14 protein-coding genes are annotated in these 16,208 nt (G+C 42.5%); 9 read left to right on the forward strand and 5 right to left on the reverse strand.

Annotated elements, in window-relative coordinates:
* Positions 1-98: 98 nt before the first annotated feature.
* Entirely contained in the window at positions 99-938 is an 840-nt protein-coding gene (locus DIU38_RS32390; protein WP_112683093.1) for a hypothetical protein, read from the reverse strand.
* Between the two features lie 255 nt (positions 939-1,193).
* Between DIU38_RS32390 and DIU38_RS32395 the strand changes: the two genes are divergently transcribed.
* Positions 1,194-3,563, forward strand: a complete 2,370-nt coding sequence (locus DIU38_RS32395) for an ABC transporter permease (RefSeq protein WP_112657874.1) — start codon at positions 1,194-1,196, stop codon at positions 3,561-3,563.
* 440 nt (positions 3,564-4,003) lie between these two features.
* Complete coding sequence (locus tag DIU38_RS32400; protein WP_112657876.1) at positions 4,004-4,282, forward strand: hypothetical protein; 279 nt, start codon at positions 4,004-4,006, stop codon at positions 4,280-4,282.
* A 571-nt stretch (positions 4,283-4,853) separates the two neighbouring features.
* Here DIU38_RS32400 and hemA read toward each other — a convergent pair.
* Complete coding sequence (gene hemA, locus DIU38_RS32405) at positions 4,854-6,080, reverse strand: glutamyl-tRNA reductase (RefSeq protein ID WP_112657916.1); 1,227 nt, start codon at positions 6,078-6,080, stop codon at positions 4,854-4,856.
* Between the two features lie 168 nt (positions 6,081-6,248).
* On the opposite strand from hemA, the gene DIU38_RS32410 reads away from it, so the two are divergent.
* The 3 genes from DIU38_RS32410 to DIU38_RS32420 are packed head-to-tail and all read left to right on the forward strand — an operon-like array spanning position 6,249 to position 8,698.
* Positions 6,249-6,635 (forward strand): DoxX family protein, encoded by a 387-nt coding sequence (locus tag DIU38_RS32410; protein ID WP_112657878.1) that lies wholly within the window; start codon positions 6,249-6,251, stop codon positions 6,633-6,635.
* 44 nt (positions 6,636-6,679) lie between these two features.
* Positions 6,680-8,206 carry a carbon-nitrogen hydrolase family protein gene (locus tag DIU38_RS32415; protein ID WP_091165564.1) on the forward strand — a complete coding sequence of 509 codons (1,527 nt, stop codon included), beginning with the start codon at positions 6,680-6,682 and terminating at the stop codon, positions 8,204-8,206.
* A 39-nt stretch (positions 8,207-8,245) separates the two neighbouring features.
* Positions 8,246-8,698: an RDD family protein gene (locus DIU38_RS32420; protein WP_112657880.1), complete on the forward strand. Its 453-nt coding sequence runs from the start codon at positions 8,246-8,248 to the stop codon at positions 8,696-8,698.
* A gap of 86 nt (positions 8,699-8,784) precedes the next feature.
* Here DIU38_RS32420 and DIU38_RS32425 read toward each other — a convergent pair whose 3' ends face one another.
* Positions 8,785-9,255, reverse strand: a complete 471-nt coding sequence (locus tag DIU38_RS32425) for a YybH family protein (protein ID WP_112657882.1) — start codon at positions 9,253-9,255, stop codon at positions 8,785-8,787.
* A 79-nt stretch (positions 9,256-9,334) separates the two neighbouring features.
* Positions 9,335-10,150 (reverse strand): helix-turn-helix transcriptional regulator, encoded by an 816-nt coding sequence (locus DIU38_RS32430; RefSeq protein ID WP_112657884.1) that lies wholly within the window; start codon positions 10,148-10,150, stop codon positions 9,335-9,337.
* Positions 10,151-10,323: 173 nt separating this feature from the next.
* On the opposite strand from DIU38_RS32430, the gene DIU38_RS32435 reads away from it, so the two are divergent.
* The 3 genes from DIU38_RS32435 (at position 10,324) to DIU38_RS32445 (ending at position 12,978) form a co-directional block, all read left to right on the forward strand.
* On the forward strand, positions 10,324-11,154 hold the full coding sequence (locus DIU38_RS32435; protein WP_112657886.1) for an alpha/beta hydrolase family protein: 831 nt from the start codon (positions 10,324-10,326) through the stop codon (positions 11,152-11,154).
* Positions 11,155-11,232: 78 nt separating this feature from the next.
* Positions 11,233-12,231, forward strand: a complete 999-nt coding sequence (locus tag DIU38_RS32440) for an MBL fold metallo-hydrolase (RefSeq protein ID WP_112657888.1) — start codon at positions 11,233-11,235, stop codon at positions 12,229-12,231.
* Positions 12,232-12,366: 135 nt separating this feature from the next.
* Positions 12,367-12,978, forward strand: coding sequence for an RDD family protein (locus DIU38_RS32445; protein ID WP_112657890.1), 612 nt, complete (start codon positions 12,367-12,369; stop codon positions 12,976-12,978).
* Between the two features lie 9 nt (positions 12,979-12,987).
* Here DIU38_RS32445 and DIU38_RS32450 read toward each other — a convergent pair whose 3' ends face one another.
* Positions 12,988-13,812 (reverse strand): hypothetical protein, encoded by an 825-nt coding sequence (locus DIU38_RS32450; RefSeq protein WP_112657892.1) that lies wholly within the window; start codon positions 13,810-13,812, stop codon positions 12,988-12,990.
* A 145-nt stretch (positions 13,813-13,957) separates the two neighbouring features.
* On the opposite strand from DIU38_RS32450, the gene ispG reads away from it, so the two are divergent.
* Positions 13,958-15,991, forward strand: coding sequence for a (E)-4-hydroxy-3-methylbut-2-enyl-diphosphate synthase (gene ispG, locus DIU38_RS32455; RefSeq protein ID WP_112657894.1), 2,034 nt, complete (start codon positions 13,958-13,960; stop codon positions 15,989-15,991).
* Positions 15,992-16,208 lie beyond the last annotated feature (217 nt).

The following is a 16,208-nucleotide window of genomic DNA, read 5'->3' on the forward strand; positions in this document are numbered from 1 at the left end:
ACGCCATGCTGATTCGCTGTTCAGAGTATCCCTTGGGATTATTCAGAGCCCGGTGACCTCAGGAAACATAAAGCGAAGCTTCGTCATATGCGGTATTTCTAATCAGTTTTTGCTTTATCACTCCGTGAGCGAAACAGTTTTAACGTTGATTCTATTTGTTGGGCCGAATGCGTCAGGTCATTTCCTATTGCCAGTTTTTCGTAGCCGTTAGGTGAGGCATAAGTAAAATAGGTTACAACGCTTCTGTCGGCCTGTTCGGTAAACACCTCTTCCTGGTAAATATCTTTCCATTCATAAAAAGGAGTATTTACTGTTTCAATGCCTTTATCGCTAATAATAATTCGCGGAATGGTATTTAACGCTTTTTTTAAGGAGATAAATGCTATTACTCCGGCGGCTATAAACACCATTGTCACAAAAACATATTGTTGAGGATTGTTTAAAATAACAGCAATCCCTGTGGTTAAACCAACAACAACGGCTGCCCCTGCGAATAAATAGTTTTTCCTTTTTGAAAAATAGACCCTTACTTCGTTGGCCACAGTATAATCATCGATAAATACATCTGGTAGGGCAAATTTTTTTGATAGCTCTTCAAGCCTTGCCTTGTCGGCTTTACTTTTGAACTCAGGGAAAAACCATTGGCGATTTTGGTTAGGAATAAGCCCGGCCTTAATTGCACGCGCTTCCAGTTCATGCACATTACGAACGTTTTCAAAAGCCCATAAACGCCAGCGGGTAGTCATAAAGCCTCGAAAAATAATGGCTATAACTGAGCCTGCGATTATTGTGGGTAATATGATTATGGGAGAGTACCCTATTACTGATTTTAGATATATTGATACAGCCACCGTTACAACTGTAATTGCATGGATTGGATATATTATCATGAACTTTCCTCTGTTCAGCGCCTCGTCAATGGTGGTGGTGTCAAGCATGATGTAGTATAAGATTTAAACAGGGGCTAATTTACAATTTTGTTAAGGATTGCGTACCGGAGAAGTTAAAGCACGCTCAAAGCGCTATGCCAGGCAAAAACGCACACCCGTTGTAACGTTTCCGAACGGTATTATAAATAAAATAACATTAATGTGCTGTTTGTCAGTATCTTAAATAGGTGGCATGGGTTTTAGGCACTACCAGCGTATCAAATAGTTTATTTAAGTTTAACAACGTCTACAATCAGCATACCTATGTTCAAAACATATTTTAAACTGGCTTACCGGAATATCATAAAGGATAAAGCTTATTCCATTATCAATATATCGGGTTTAGCGATAGGCCTTGCCTCAAGTATCCTGATTTTGCTTTGGGTGCAAAATGAATTGAGCTATGATAAGTTTAATAAAAATGCCGGGCAGATCTATCGTATCGACAGCGATTTTGGAGATTCTAAAACGGCGGCAAGCTCGGCCGGGATGCCTTTTGGATTAAAATCGGAGATACCTGCTGTTAAAAATGCGGCCCGTTTATATCCCGGTTTTCCATCTGTTTTATTTGAAATTGGAGCCCGGAAATTTCAGGAAGAACAGGTGTTTTACGCCGACCCTGAATTTATAGATATGTTTTCATATCCTTTATTAAAAGGCGACCGCACTACGGCCTTAAATCAGGCAAATGGTGTTTTATTAACAGAAGATATCGCCACCAAATACTTCGGAAAAGAAAACCCGATTGGCAAGGTAATACGAAAAGATAACAAGGAGAACCTGGTAGTAACAGGGGTTATGGCCAATATTCCTGCTAACTCCGATCTTCGGTTTGATATCCTGCTTCCGATGGCTTTAATAGCACAAACCAATAATGATCTAAAAAATAATATCTGGGATAATTTTAATTTTTTTGGTTACGTACAGTTCGATAAAAGTTTTGACCCTTCCGCCGTTAATATTGCCAAATTAGAAACACAAATAGGTCAGATTTTTCACAAACACAGTCCCGATACCAAGGCTGCCTTCAAATTACAGTCTCTAACCAAAATACACCTGGATCCCGAAAGATTAGGAGATTCGCCGGGGCATGGGAATGCGCAGTATGTAAGCATCTTTTTTGCGATCGCCATATTGATATTGATTGTGGCCTGCATCAATTTCATGAACCTGGCTACCGCACGTTCGGCACGCAGGGCTAAAGAAATAGGCTTACGTAAAGTTGCCGGTGCTGTTCGCGGGCAATTGGTGCTTCAGTTTTTAAGCGAGTCGGTATTTATCTCTTTTCTTTCCCTGCTACTTGCGCTTGTTATTGTCAGGATGTTTTTGCCGGTGTTTAATGATCTGGCTAACAGGAAACTTGTTATTGATCTGTCGGATGCCAGGCTTTGGTTAAGTCTTACCGGTATTGCTTTAATAACTGGTCTTACCTCGGGGAGTTATCCGGCGTTATTTCTCTCTGGTTTTAACCCGGTTAAAGTGCTTAAAGGTAACGTGAAATCAATGGGAGGCAATTTGCTGTTCCGTAATGCTTTAGTTGTGGTTCAGTTTATGGTTTCCATTGTATTGTTAGTGGGTACGGTGGTGATCTATAATCAGCTTAAATTTATCAGGGACAGGAATCCCGGTTTCGAGAAAGCCAATCTTTTATACGTGCCAATGACGGGCGAGATCTGGCATAAGCAGGAGGCTTTGAAAAACATGTTAAGGCAAACCTCGCTGACGAGCGATTTTACAACGATTACAGATTTGCCAACTGAACTTGGCGGCTGGACACTTAATGTGCAGTGGAGCGGTAAGGATCCACGTTCGCAATTGTCTATCCCTGTAATGGCCGCCGATGAGGATTTTACGCGCACATTCAGAATGAAGTTAGCAGCCGGCCGAAGCTTTTCGGCAGGTTTTAAAACCGACTCGAATAATTACATGATCAACGAAAAAATGGCCAGCGTAATGGGCCTTACCGCCAGTACTGCAGTAGGCAAGCCATTAGCGGTTTGGGGTAACAAGGGTACTATTGTAGGGGTTATAAAAGACTTTAATTTTAAGCCCGTTCAGCAAAGCATTGAGCCGTTGGTTATACCTTTCAATAAAATAGGCGGTTATGTGGTGATCAGGACCTTGCCCGGAAAAACTAATGCTACAATAAAGGCACTGGCGGCTATGAGCCAGGCGCTCAATCCGGCTTATCCCTTCAAATTTGATTTTATTGACCAGGAGTTATCCAAACTTCACAAAGGCGAACAACAAATGGGCAATATTTTTAATCTTTTTGCCGCTTTGGGAATCTTTATTTCGTGCCTGGGTTTATATGGTTTATCTGCATTTATGGCCGAGCAGCGTACCAGGGAAATTGGCGTACGCAAAGTGTTAGGGGCATCTGTAGTAAACCTCGTTTACTTACTGTCATCAGGTATCACCAGGCTTATTTTGATTGCTATAGTTATCGCTATCCCACTTTCGTGGTATGCGGTTAACAGCTGGCTGTCGGGTTTTGCTTATCATATCAATGCTGGCTGGCTGGTGTTCTTTATTGCATCTGTAGCTGCACTGGGTATAGCCTGGATTACGGTTAGTTATGAATCTCTAAAAGCCGCGACAGTTAACCCTATTAAGAGTTTGAGAACGGAGTGATTGAATGTTTGTGTTACAAGAAGAATAAGCCCCAATAATAACCCAATAGGTTTAGTTAACAAAAATACCTGCGTTAGGATGGGACCGGATATCGGCCAGCGAACGTAATGCCTGCAGGCGTATGAGTGTACAGTCCGGACCGGAGGTAACGCCCATATCCAGTTAGCAATTATGAGTAGGCAGTTTGCAGCATAAATGTGATATTTTGCATGCTGATGATATGGTGTTCGGTTAAGCTGAAAGCTTAGCTAATTTTGGGACGATGTTGGTGTTGTCACCAACAACCTTTCCTAACCATAGGTTCTTGTAAATTACCGAAATCTTTCGTTACTTATGGGATAGGCAGTCGCCGGGTGAGGAGTTGTTGGTGACAACACTAACAACGGCGAGAGTAGTTGTAATTATGGTAAGAAAAGCTAAATTAGCTTTAAACATTATAGATGAATAATATTTTAACATCAAAATTAATTTTTCAACTTTCGGTAGGCTGTTCTGTTTTTATCCCCCTTTTTTTAATAGTGAAAATTTATTTGACCATTAAGACATCTGATTGGTCAATGAGTAATATCACCTATATTTCTTTGTCATTTTTAGCGCTTGTATCGATTTTTAGTTTTGTTTTTTCGGAGCGTCAACGACTTGGTATAGCTGTATTGGAGGGAGGGTTGATCATTATTCTTGGAGTCCTGTTAGCCATAAACGCAATTGTTAGAAAATAATGATTTTCAATGTCCCACCAGGGTTCTCTGCGAGAGGATCCTGATGTATACGCTACGCTGATTCGAAGTACCGTAAATACATAACAGGATTATCTCAAAATCTGTGAACTTTTTTTAGAACGAGACAGTTTCGGCGAGCCTCAGGGTCCTCTGCGAGAGACCCTGAGGGAACGGGAAAATCTATAGACTTTTTTAGGACGAGACAGGTTGAAGTTTAGCAAGCGTGCTTAGCATGCGGACCACAAGGCACAGCCTTGCGGTAGCGATGGGAACCTCAGAGTTCTCTGCGAGAGACTCTGGGGGACATAAAGCTGCTGTACAAATTCGGCAATGTTTTGCTCAATGATAGCTCCGGCGTGTACCCGTGCCGTTGTTGGTGTCGTCACCAACAACCTTTCCTAACCATAGGTTCTTGTAAATTACCGAAATTTTTCGTTACTTATAGGATAGGCAATCGCCGGGTGAGGAGTTGTTGGTGACAACACCAACAACGGCGAGAATAAATTTGAGTTCAGACAAAAGCAAACATTCTGCCAATCCTCAAATTCTGCAATTTCTGATTCAGACGGTTTTAGTTTTCATTGATCAATATATCCTTCGCCATAACCATGGGTACGCTGATATATTTTTTCTCCATGTAGTTGATCACCTTTTCCAGGATTTCGCGCGATTGCTCGTCCAGGCCCTGTACCTCATCGGCAAAAACCGAGTTGATGGCGGTATTGCGGATCTCCTTGATCTTTTCAGGAACCTGGCGCATAGCTACCTCAATACGGCGCTGTTTAAGCTGCTGTATAAATTCGGCAATGTTTTGCTCAATGATAGCTTCGGCGTGTACCAGTTCGTGGTAACGTTCCTGCAGGTTCTTTTTTGCAACTTCGTTAAGCGAGTGCACTTCGATAAAGTTAACCGGAAATTGCTCCAGCACTTCGGGGGCTGTATCGTTAGGGATAGCAAGGTCCACAATAGTTTTGCGGCCGGTTTCGCCGTTGAGCAGCGATTGGTAAATTTCGGTTGTGATGATGGGCTCAACTGCCGATGTGCAGGTGATAATGGCATCAAAACCTTTTTTATAGGTTTTCAAAGCTTCGAGGTCAAACGCTTCTCCGCCCAAATCGGCAGCTAATTTTTCGGCATTGGCCACGGTACGGTTAAATACCGCGAAGTTTGAAAATTTATGTTTTTGAAGATATTTGGAAATGTTACGGTTAGTTTCGCCTGCGCCGATGATCAATACACGGGCATTTGAACAAAGATTAAGGTCTTTAAGCTTGCGGTAAGCCAGCGATACTACCGAGATTGGGTTTTTGGAGATGTTGGTATGCGTATAAACTTCCTTGGCTGTTTTTACCACGCAGTTCATGATCATGCGCATGGCATCGCCGGTTAGGCCGGCCTCTTTGCAATGTTCATATGCTTTGCGTAACTGGGCCAGGATTTCCTTTTCGCCCACGATCAAACTCTCCAGCGAACATGAAGTACGCAATAAGTGCACCATGGCTTCCTGGTCTTCATAAATAGACGCGCTATCCATAAAAGTACTCAGCGAATCATGGCAAAGCTCTGTGTTAAAGGCCTCTATGAATTTTTTGGCAAAATCTTTGTCAACGGATTGTGGGGTTGTCATTACAAATTCCACACGGTTACAGGTAGCCAGGTAGAAGATCTCCGGGATGTTGAACTGCTTTTTAACTTGTGCAAGTTTATCTGTCAGATTTTCCTGGCAAACCACCAATCTACCCAATTCCTTCAGTTCAATCTGTTTGTGCGTAAAAGCTATTACCTTTAGATACTTCAAAGCAGTTTTAAAATTTGACCGAACAAAAGTATCACTATTCGGCACATGCAATGTCAACACTTTGTCAAACAGGCTTATTTGGAATGGTTATAAATTGCAAAAACGGCTTGTTTTGCAGTATTTAAACTGTTTTACAATACGTATCACAAAATATTTGTAAATTAAAACATGGATAAGTATAAAAAAATAAGCCTGGTAATACTCATAGCGTTTTACGTGCTTGCAGGCCTTAATCACTTCCGCGATCCGGACTTTTACTACGCCGTAATGCCTAATAACCTGCTTTACCCCGAGACAGTTAACCTCCTTGCCGGGATTGCCGAAATTTCATTAGGGTTGTTACTTATACCATCCAAGACGCGATACTGGGCTGCCTGGGGGATTGTTTTAATGTTGATTGCCTTTTTGCAGATCCACGTGAGCATGGCATTTAAAGCGCCGATGAAGTTAAATTCCATAACAGTAACGCCTTTTTTGGCATGGTTGCGCCTAATCCTGCAATTTGTGCTGATCTACTGGGCCTGGTGGCATACAACCGATACTAAAAAAGCTTAAACCAAAACAGCGTTTGGCTGTTGCTATCGAAGCAAAATAAAAATATGGATCTGCAAAGTATTGAAATGCGCAACCTGGAAGTACAGGACTACCAGGAGCTAAAAAAGTCAATGAAATCGGCCTATATGGATATGGACGAGGACTATTGGGATGCCAATTCTATTCGCCGGCTCATCAAAATATTCCCCGAAGGGCAGATCTGCATCACCGTTAACGATACGGTTGTTGGCTGTGCACTGGCTATTATAGTCGATTACCAAAAATTTGGCGACAATCACACCTACAAGCAAATTACCGGCGACAGTACCTTTAAAACCCATAATGACAAAGGGGATGTACTGTACGGTATTGATGTGTTTATCCATCCTAAATATCGTGGATTGCGCCTTGCACGCCGCTTGTACGATGCCCGCAAGGCCCTTTGCGAAAAACTGAACCTGAAAAGCATTATAGCAGGTGGCCGGATCCCCAACTATCAAAAATTTCAGAACGAGCTTACACCCCGTCAGTATATTGATAAAGTAAAATATAAGGAGATCTATGATCCAACATTATCATTTCAGTTGTCAAATGATTTCCATGTGCGCAAGGTATTGCGTAACTACCTGCCCGAGGATAGTCGCTCAAAAGGCTTTGCTACACTTATTGAGTGGAATAATGTTTATTACGAAGAGGTAAGCGATGTTATTAATCATAAAACGGTGGTACGCATTGGCCTTGTGCAATGGCAGATGCGTTCGTACAGTAACATCAGCGAGCTGATGAAGCATGCCGAATATTTTGTTGATGCCGTAAGCGATTACCAGGCCGATTTTATCCTTTTCCCCGAGCTGTTCAATACACCGCTTATGGCCGATTATAATCACATGGATTCGGCCAAGGCTATGCGTGAGCTGGCTAAATATACCCAGCCCATTATCGAGGAATTTTCAAAACTTGCGGTTTCCTATAATGTGAACATTATAGCAGGCAGTATGCCTTATATTTTTGAGGAGTCGTTATATAACGTTTCCTATCTGTTCAGGCGGAACGGCAGCATGGAGGAGGTATACAAAATTCACCCAACCCCGGCCGAGATTAGCTCATGGGGGATGCGCGGCGGCGATGAGGTGAAGGTTTTTGATACCGATTGCGGCAAAGTTGGCATCCTGATTTGCTATGATGTGGAATTTCCCGAATTATCACGCATTCTTGCCGGTCAGGATATGCAGATCTTGTTTGTTCCCTTCCTTACCGATACGCAAAATGGCTATAACCGGGTTAAATTTTGCGCCCAGGCCCGTGCCGTTGAAAACGAATGCTATGTGGCTATTGCCGGCTGCGTTGGTAACCTGCCTAATGTAAATAATATGGGTATCAGCTATGCACAGTCGGCGGTGTTTACACCTTCAGATTTTGGTTTCCCTACAAACGGAATCCAATCTGAGGCTACGCCAAATACCGAGATGATTGTTATTGCTGATGTTGACCTTTCATTGCTGGATGAGTTGCATGAATATGGCAGCGTGCAAAATATTAAAGACAGGCGCACCGATTTGTATAATATTACTTTTAACGGGAAGAGGGTGTAGGTAGTATTTTTTATATATTGCGATGCTGTATTCATTGTAATGAAAATCGTTGATATTAAACCTAAACCGTATATTAAACTCCGTATCATAGCCACATTAATAGATTACGGAATTTATTTCGCTTTTTTCTATACCTACGTAACCGTATTTGATCAAAATCCCGCACCTGATGTTTCCGGGGTAGATGGTATATTGGCTTTACCGATATTTATTATGTGGTTTCTATATTTTGTTGTTGTTGAATCCTTTAATGGCGCTACGCCCGGGCATGATATATGTAAATTGAAAGTAATCACAACAGACGGCAACAAATTGACCTTAGGGGATGCTTTTAAACGCAGGATATGTGATTGCGTTGATATTCTTTTTTATGGATTACCCGCGATAATTTGTATCATAAAAACAGAGAAGCATCAACGGATAGGTGACCTTTTTGCAGGAGCCCTTGTTGTAAAACGCTCGGATATTATCGAAACTGAGATAGTATTTTAATATGATGAGGAAAGATATTTTCACTCTTTCCTGCACCAAAGAGAGGCCAATGCTTATCAACGTTATTTATGATGGTGCCGCTTGTTTTAAATTTTGTGGTTGCTGTTAAATGAATCCCTGAATATTTTCCAGCCGGCTTTCGTGAGCTTCCACAACTTTAAATACTTTCCATCATCAATCACTTTGCCGCTTTGGTCAAAAACCTGCCAGGTACCTTCCTCGGTGACGAATGCCTTTCCATCACCATAAATATTGGCCGTTTGGAATTTTACCCCTTTAACTTTACCTGCAACAAAAGTGTCATTAAAATCTTTTTTCAGTGCCTTTTTGCCATTTATAGGCAGCATATTTGGCGCTAATAATATGGCATCATCGGTATAAAGGTTGATGATTGAAGCGTCACTTTTTGCAAATAGCTCATAATAAAGTGTATTTATTTTTTGAATTGAGCTTTTGATCTGCTGTAAGCCGGGATTATTTGCCTGGGCGATGCTGCTTTTGTACGTTAAGAAAAGACACAGGCATATAATTGCTGTAGTTAAGGTTTTTTGTTTCATGATCCTTTAAATATTGAATGAATAATTAAAGCGAAATTATATCCATAAAATGGGCCGAAATTGTAAAAATCGGAACAGCTTAATTATTGAGCGCGGCAGAAAAATCGGTTGAACTTTCGGGCGAGAACCGGGAAGGGAGCGACCCGGTAAAGAATTTAAAATCCTTTATAAAATGCGACTGATCAAAGTACCCGCATTCATAAGCGATGGAGGTGAGCGATAGTTTGTTTTCGGCAACCCGGTAAAGGCTTTTCTGAAACCGTGCTATCTTAGTGTACAAGTTCGGGCTCAGCCCGGAGTAGTTTAAAAATATTTTCTGAAGGTAACGGGAGGAAAGACCGTATTTAGCTGCCACTGTATTGATATTCTCCAGAAAATCTTCTCGGCTTAAGTCAAGCATGATGTTGTTAATCAGCTTTAGCCTACTGAATTTAGGCCCCGATGCTAACAGTCTTTTCATCAGAAACTCTTCCACTAAATCTATTCTCCGGTCCGGCGTTTTGGCCTCCATTAATCTCAAATGTAACAAAGCAGCTTCCTTTCCACCCAGCTCTTTGAAATCAATGACCCGGTCATTAAATTCTTCTATCCGTTCATTAAAAAAACAGGCGGCGGTATGGGTGAAAAAACGGATCCCAAACATACAGTGCTTACCGTAAGAGGTAAAAGTAAATGGCTGTATAGTTTGCCCCCACAATTGTATCTCGGGACAGGTTACCATTTCGCCATTTTTTATTTGCTGCGGGCCATCCGCTCCCAGGTTGAATAAGATCTCGATAGCGCCTGTAGCAAACACCTTGTCATCCGTCATAACAGGAATATCTGTTTCGCACACAAAATAACATTGTATGAAATCTTTTAGTATGCCATTAGGACGATATTCGGTATAGCGCATGTCGACTGCAAGCTAATATATTCAAATTTAATATAACTGTTTCGATGATTTTGCTTTTCAAGGTTAAATAAAATCTACGAAAGGCCTGAAAGGGACGGGAAGAGAAGGCTTCAGTCCAATTGCACTTACTTATTTCAATAATATTTTCGGCCTTTAATACTAAATTAGCCTCCATGATCAGGAAAGATAGTTTTACCCTTCCCGGCGCTAAAGGGCGGCCAATGCTTATCGACGTTACTTACGATGATGCTTTTAAAAACCCGCCGCTGGTAATTTTTGCACATGGCTTTAAGGGATTTAAAGATTGGGGTACCCATGATCTGTTAGCCCGGTATTTTGCCGAAAAGGGTTTTCGTTTCCTGAAATTTAACTTTTCGCATAATGGCACAACGCCCGCCAATCCCTTGGATTTTGCCGATCTGACGGCCTTTGCTGATAATACAGTCTCTATTGAACTGGAAGATTTGGATACCATCATTGATTTTGCCTGCAGCGGGGCAAGTATGCCTATGACTAATGGTGTATACCTCATTGGGCACAGCATGGGCGGCGGCGTAAGTATTATCAAAACTGCCGAAGATAGCCGGATTAAAAAGCTGGTAACTATGGCTTCCATATCCGGTTTTCGGAACCTGTGGCCAAAACAAATGGAACAGCAATGGCGTTTGCAAAGCGTTTTTTACTTTGAAAATAAACGTACCGGGCAGCAAATGCCTGTTAAATCAACCCTGCTTGATGATCTGGATAGTCATCCGCTCAGGCTGGATATCATCAGGCAGGCAAGCTTTGTAACGCAACCTTGGCTCATTGTTCATGGTGATGCCGACCCTACCGTACCTGCAAGCCACTCACAGCAATTGTATGAAGCTAATCCTGCTGCTCAATACATAGTGCAAAAAGGGGCAGATCATACTTTTGGTGGCGAACATCCTTTTACCGGAGATGCTTTGCCGGCCCCGCTTGTTGAGTTTTGTGATACGGCAATATCATTCTTAAGTAAATAAAGGTTGAGCCGCTTCAACCATTCGTAACTTTTTTGCGTTAGTTATATCATACCTGATATAAGTACTATAATTGCTGTTATGAGTTTACCCGCATCGCGAAAAAGAGGACGAAAATATCTCAATACCATACCTACTGATGAGGCCGGCTTTGGTAAAATGATTCCCATTTTAAGGGAGTACATGAACAACAAGGCCGAAAATACGCCTAAGAAAACTTTAGGCCCTTTTAAAACAGATCTATCGGTTTACAGTACCCCGCCCGAATCGGGTTTGCGCATTACCTGGGTTGGTCATTCCAGTATCCTGATTGAGATTGATGGCAAACGCATCCTTACCGACCCGGTTTGGAGCGAGCGGGTTTCGTTTTCGCAATCATTTGGGCCGAAGCGTTTTTTTCAACCGCCGATAGCTTTGGAAAATCTGCCTCCGCTGGATGCCGTGATCCAATCGCACGATCATTACGACCATCTGGATAAGGCTACCATTAATTTTTTTGCGGATAAGAACATCCCTTTTTTCTGTTCGATAGGAGTAGCACAATATTTAACCCGCTGGGGAATGGCTGCCAACTTTATCACAGAAATGGATTGGGGCGATAGCGCCATGATCGGTAACGAAATTGTACTTACGGCAACGCCCTCACGCCATTTTTCGGGCAGGGGCATTGTTGGGCGGAACGAAACACTGTGGTCGTCGTTCGTGATTAAAGGTCCGCAGCATAATATTTATTTTGGTGCCGATTCGGGTTACTCGCCCGAATTTAAGGCGATAGGAGAGGCTTTTGGTCCGTTTGATTTGACTATGCTGGAGATAGGAGCTTATGGTAAATTTTGGCCGGATATTCATATGGGGCCTGATAATGCTTCAAATGCCCATCTCGATCTGAAAGGCAAACTGATGATGCCCATCCATTACGGTACGTTTAACCTGGCCCCGCATGCCTGGTATGAGCCTATTGAATGGCTAACCGCTATGGCAAACCAAAAACACATCGATTTATTTGTACCCAAACCCGGTGAGCCAACCGAAGTAAAAGGTGCCTGTAATTCTGATTGGTGGAAGGAATATTTATCTTAGAGGGATAAAAAACAAAAAAATATGTCATTGCGAGCGTAGCGTGGCAATCGCACGGAGGCAGGTCCGCCCTGTATAGTTATGCGATTGCTTCGTCGTGCCTCCTCGCAATGACATGGTTATGTAATCGACCATTCCATGTCCCAATCCTACATATTAGTCATCAACGGTAAACCGGAAGGCCCCTTCACTATTCCCGAACTAAAAAGCCGAGGCATTAAACCCGGTGATTTTGTTAAAACGGATGACATGGTAGATTATAAAGAAGCCCAGGAAATAGCCGAGCTACGGGAGCTATTTGGCTTCGCTCGGCCTAAATTACTGATGCAATACTACGGCAGTTTTGACCAGCGCTGGCTGGCCTCGGCACTGGATTGGTTTATAGTGTTTGGCATATTTGTTTTACTGGCAGCAATGGCGGTGTTCCTGTTTATTACAGATAAGCAGGCGCGGATATATACTTCTATTGGTATTGTCGCTTTTACGCCCATAGGTAAATTTATTTATCATGTGGTAATGGAAAGCTCTGGTAAGCAGGCAACCTATGGTAAGCAAATGCTTAAGATAAAAGTAGTTGATATGGATGGCAACCGGATCACTGTTGGCAAAGCTATCGGCCGTAACCTGGCCAAAATATTTTCGGTATTAACCTTTTTTATCGGCTACCTGATGGCTTTTTTTAATAAACAGCAGCAATGTTTACATGATATGATAGCGGGGACACTGGTAATTAAGGATAGGTTGGTGTGAGTGAAGGCATTACTTTTGCCTCACCAATTTATGCCTCAACTTATCTAAAATCAGTAGCGATGAATCAGCATTTGGTTTGGTATCATAAAGCTTCAGCGTATCGGCATCGAACTTAAAAGAATATGATTTGTGATGTCGGGCATCATTATTAAACCGAATCTCATCAAGATTGTCCATTACGTCTGAATTAAGATCGATGTTAATCGCATAATTTTTAAAGTTTTCAAATCCTTTTACTTTTCCATCGATACCAAACATTACTACTGAATTTGCCGTGGTATTTTGTAAGTTATAGGATCCGGCAATAAGTACTTTATTGATTAAGCGGTACATCCCTTCTGCAACTTGCATTGTCTTTTTGGAATTTGCCCTGATAAATTGAGTGGCTTTTACCTGGCCTTTATCATAAGGATAATAAACATTGACAATAGTATCACCATGATTCACAGCGACACTGAGTTCGCCCGCTCCAAATATTAATGAAGATGGCCGTTTACCACTTTTAAATGATAATGTAAGGTTGCTTCCGTCGTGATTATCCCAGCCAACAGGTACAATAATACTATCTTCTTTCATCTCTGAGGTGTTGATGCTAAAAGATGACATACCTTCGGCTTCGTTCACCGCAGCCAATGGCGATTTTGTTTTTGCCACTTTATCAATATAGATTTTGTTTACCCAGGTGCCTTGTAGTAGCGGCGTGAATTTTTTAATAAGTAAATCAGAGTTTTCGGTGTTAGCGGCTATCGAAGAGCTGTCTTTATACGATTGTTTGGTATTGCTCTTGCACGAAAAAATCAAACAAAGTATGGCAAGTGAAATATAGTTTCTCATGTGAAGAGATAAAGGTTTTCTTTAGCGAAAGTATATAATTTCTCATTTGATGACGGGTTGATGTCACAATAATTTATCATTCACGCGCAGATAGCCTAATCCCAACATATTCACTAAATTTGCATCATATTAATTTCCATCATTGATGAATACTGATGCTGTTAAAGTGCTGCCCGGCCGTTATTGTAACTCGTTAACCGAATATTCACGCTTTATTACCCGCGAGGTTAATATTGGCGACGTGCCTATGGGCGGGAATAATCCAATCCGGATCCAAAGCATGACCACTACCGATACCATGGATACCATTGGTACGGTTGAGCAATCCATCCGCATGGTTGATGCCGGTTGCGAATATGTGCGTATCACGGCCCCCAGCATCAAAGAGGCCCAAAACCTGGCCGAAATTAAAAAGCAGCTTCGCGCCCGTGGCTACACGGTGCCTTTGGTTGCTGATATTCACTTTACCCCCAATGCAGCTGAGGTAGCTGCGCGTATAGTTGAAAAAGTGCGCGTGAACCCCGGCAACTACGCCGATAAGAAGAAATTCGATCAGATTGATTACACCGACCTGGAATACCAGGGCGAACTTGAACGCATCTTTCAGAAATTTACGCCACTTGTAAAAGTTTGTAAAGAGTATGGCACCGCTATGCGCATAGGCACCAACCATGGTTCACTGAGCGACAGGATCATGAGCCGTTATGGTGATACCCCGCAGGGCATGGTTGAATCGGCCATGGAATTTATGCGGATGTGCGAGCAGCTCAATTTTTATAACCTCGTGATCTCCATGAAATCGAGCAATCCACAGGTAATGGTTCAGGCCTACCGTTTGTTGGTTGAAACCATGGTTGCCGAGGGTATGAACTATCCGTTGCACTTAGGTGTAACCGAGGCCGGCGATGGTGAAGACGGTCGCATCAAATCTGCCGTGGGCATTGGTACCTTGTTGGAAGACGGCCTTGGTGATACCGTACGCGTATCCCTTACCGAAGAGCCCGAAGCTGAAGCACCTGTCGCTATTGAACTGGTTCGCCGTTACACTGAGCGGAAAGCAAAAAGCGAAAAGCAGAAAGCCAAAGAGCAGGAGCTTTCAGCTTTCAGCCTTCAGCCTTCGGCTTCGCACAGCCCCTACGAATACAAAAAACGCGAAACCTACGAGGCTAACGCATTTATCGGTGGGCATTTAGTGCCGAGGGTTGTTGTTGATTTATCTAAAAAGAACCTGAAAGATCCGGCTGTGCTGAATGAAGCGGGATACCTGTATTCGCCGCTGCTGGATAAATACAACATGGCCGAGCAATCGGTTGATTTTGTTTACCTGGCTAATGAATTACCTTCATTTACTTTACCGGGCAATTTAAAGCAGTTATATAATTATAACACATGGCTTAAACTGGCTGATAAAACAAATTGTCATCCCGTATTCACATTGCAGGAATACATTGCGGATGTAGACCGTTCATCAAAACTGAACCTGGTACATTTAAAACCCGCTGATATTGATTCGGAAGATTTCGGCTCAATTCAACTGGATAAATCGCTGGTATTGGTACTGGAAACAGATGCGCTACATGGCATGGCCGAACAGCGTTCTTTCTTCTTCAAAATGGAAGAACTGGGTTTGGATGTACCGGTGATTGTAAAGAGAAGCTATTTGTTTGAGTCCGAAAGTGCGGAAGTCGGGAAGTCCGAAAGTGAGGCTGATCTCACATCTAAATTACAGTTATACGCATCAACCGATCTTGGCGCTTTATTAGTTGATGGTTTTGGCGATGGTATCTGGATAGATGCACCTGAATTACCTACAAGTGTAATTACTTCTACTTCTTTTGGTATTTTGCAGGCTACCCGGTCAAGGATTTCTAAAACGGAATATATCTCCTGCCCAAGCTGTGGGCGTACCCTGTTCGATCTGATGGTTACTACCCAAATGATCCGCAGTCGTACCAGTCACCTTAAAGGGTTAAAGATTGGCATTATGGGCTGTATTGTAAATGGCCCCGGTGAAATGGCTGATGCCGATTACGGTTACGTAGGCTCTGGTACCGATAAAATTACCCTTTACCGTGGTAAAGAAGCGGTAAAGAAAAACATCAGTTCGGCCAATGCGCTTGATGAGCTCATTAATATCATTAAAGGTGATGGCAACTGGATTGATGCGGTGCAGGAATAATTGTCTGAACCGGGATTAAACCGACTTGTCGGATTCAAGGATTTTTAACGTCCCCTGAAATCTCTCCCAGAGGGATTTCAGGGACATTCTTTTAGATTACCCACCATTTATCCGGGAAGTCCCTAAATCCTAAAAATCACGGTTCAGAAACTTTTGCCCCTCAGGGTCTCTCGCAGAGGATCCTGAGGGAACGAGAAGCAAGGCAAAAATGACTCAA

The organism is Mucilaginibacter metallidurans, from assembly GCF_003286435.2.
GTDB lineage: Bacteria > Bacteroidota > Bacteroidia > Sphingobacteriales > Sphingobacteriaceae > Mucilaginibacter > Mucilaginibacter gossypii.

Excerpts from the sequence above, each read along its gene's own strand:
- DIU38_RS32425 (WP_112657882.1), bottom strand. The coding sequence starts at position 9,255 with ATGAAACAAAAAACCTTAACTACAGCAATTATATGCCTGTGTCTTTTC.
- DIU38_RS32445 (WP_112657890.1), top strand. The coding sequence starts at position 12,367 with ATGTCCCAATCCTACATATTAGTCATCAACGGTAAACCGGAAGGCCCC.
- DIU38_RS32450 (WP_112657892.1), bottom strand. The coding sequence starts at position 13,812 with ATGAGAAACTATATTTCACTTGCCATACTTTGTTTGATTTTTTCGTGC.
- DIU38_RS32410 (WP_112657878.1), top strand. The coding sequence starts at position 6,249 with ATGGATAAGTATAAAAAAATAAGCCTGGTAATACTCATAGCGTTTTAC.
- DIU38_RS32435 (WP_112657886.1), top strand. The coding sequence starts at position 10,324 with ATGATCAGGAAAGATAGTTTTACCCTTCCCGGCGCTAAAGGGCGGCCA.
- DIU38_RS32390 (WP_112683093.1), bottom strand. The coding sequence starts at position 938 with ATGCTTGACACCACCACCATTGACGAGGCGCTGAACAGAGGAAAGTTC.
- DIU38_RS32420 (WP_112657880.1), top strand. The coding sequence starts at position 8,246 with ATGAAAATCGTTGATATTAAACCTAAACCGTATATTAAACTCCGTATC.
- DIU38_RS32430 (WP_112657884.1), bottom strand. The coding sequence starts at position 10,150 with ATGCGCTATACCGAATATCGTCCTAATGGCATACTAAAAGATTTCATA.
- DIU38_RS32440 (WP_112657888.1), top strand. The coding sequence starts at position 11,233 with ATGAGTTTACCCGCATCGCGAAAAAGAGGACGAAAATATCTCAATACC.
- DIU38_RS32400 (WP_112657876.1), top strand. The coding sequence starts at position 4,004 with ATGAATAATATTTTAACATCAAAATTAATTTTTCAACTTTCGGTAGGC.
- DIU38_RS32415 (WP_091165564.1), top strand. The coding sequence starts at position 6,680 with ATGGATCTGCAAAGTATTGAAATGCGCAACCTGGAAGTACAGGACTAC.
- DIU38_RS32395 (WP_112657874.1), top strand. The coding sequence starts at position 1,194 with ATGTTCAAAACATATTTTAAACTGGCTTACCGGAATATCATAAAGGAT.
- ispG (WP_112657894.1), top strand. The coding sequence starts at position 13,958 with ATGAATACTGATGCTGTTAAAGTGCTGCCCGGCCGTTATTGTAACTCG.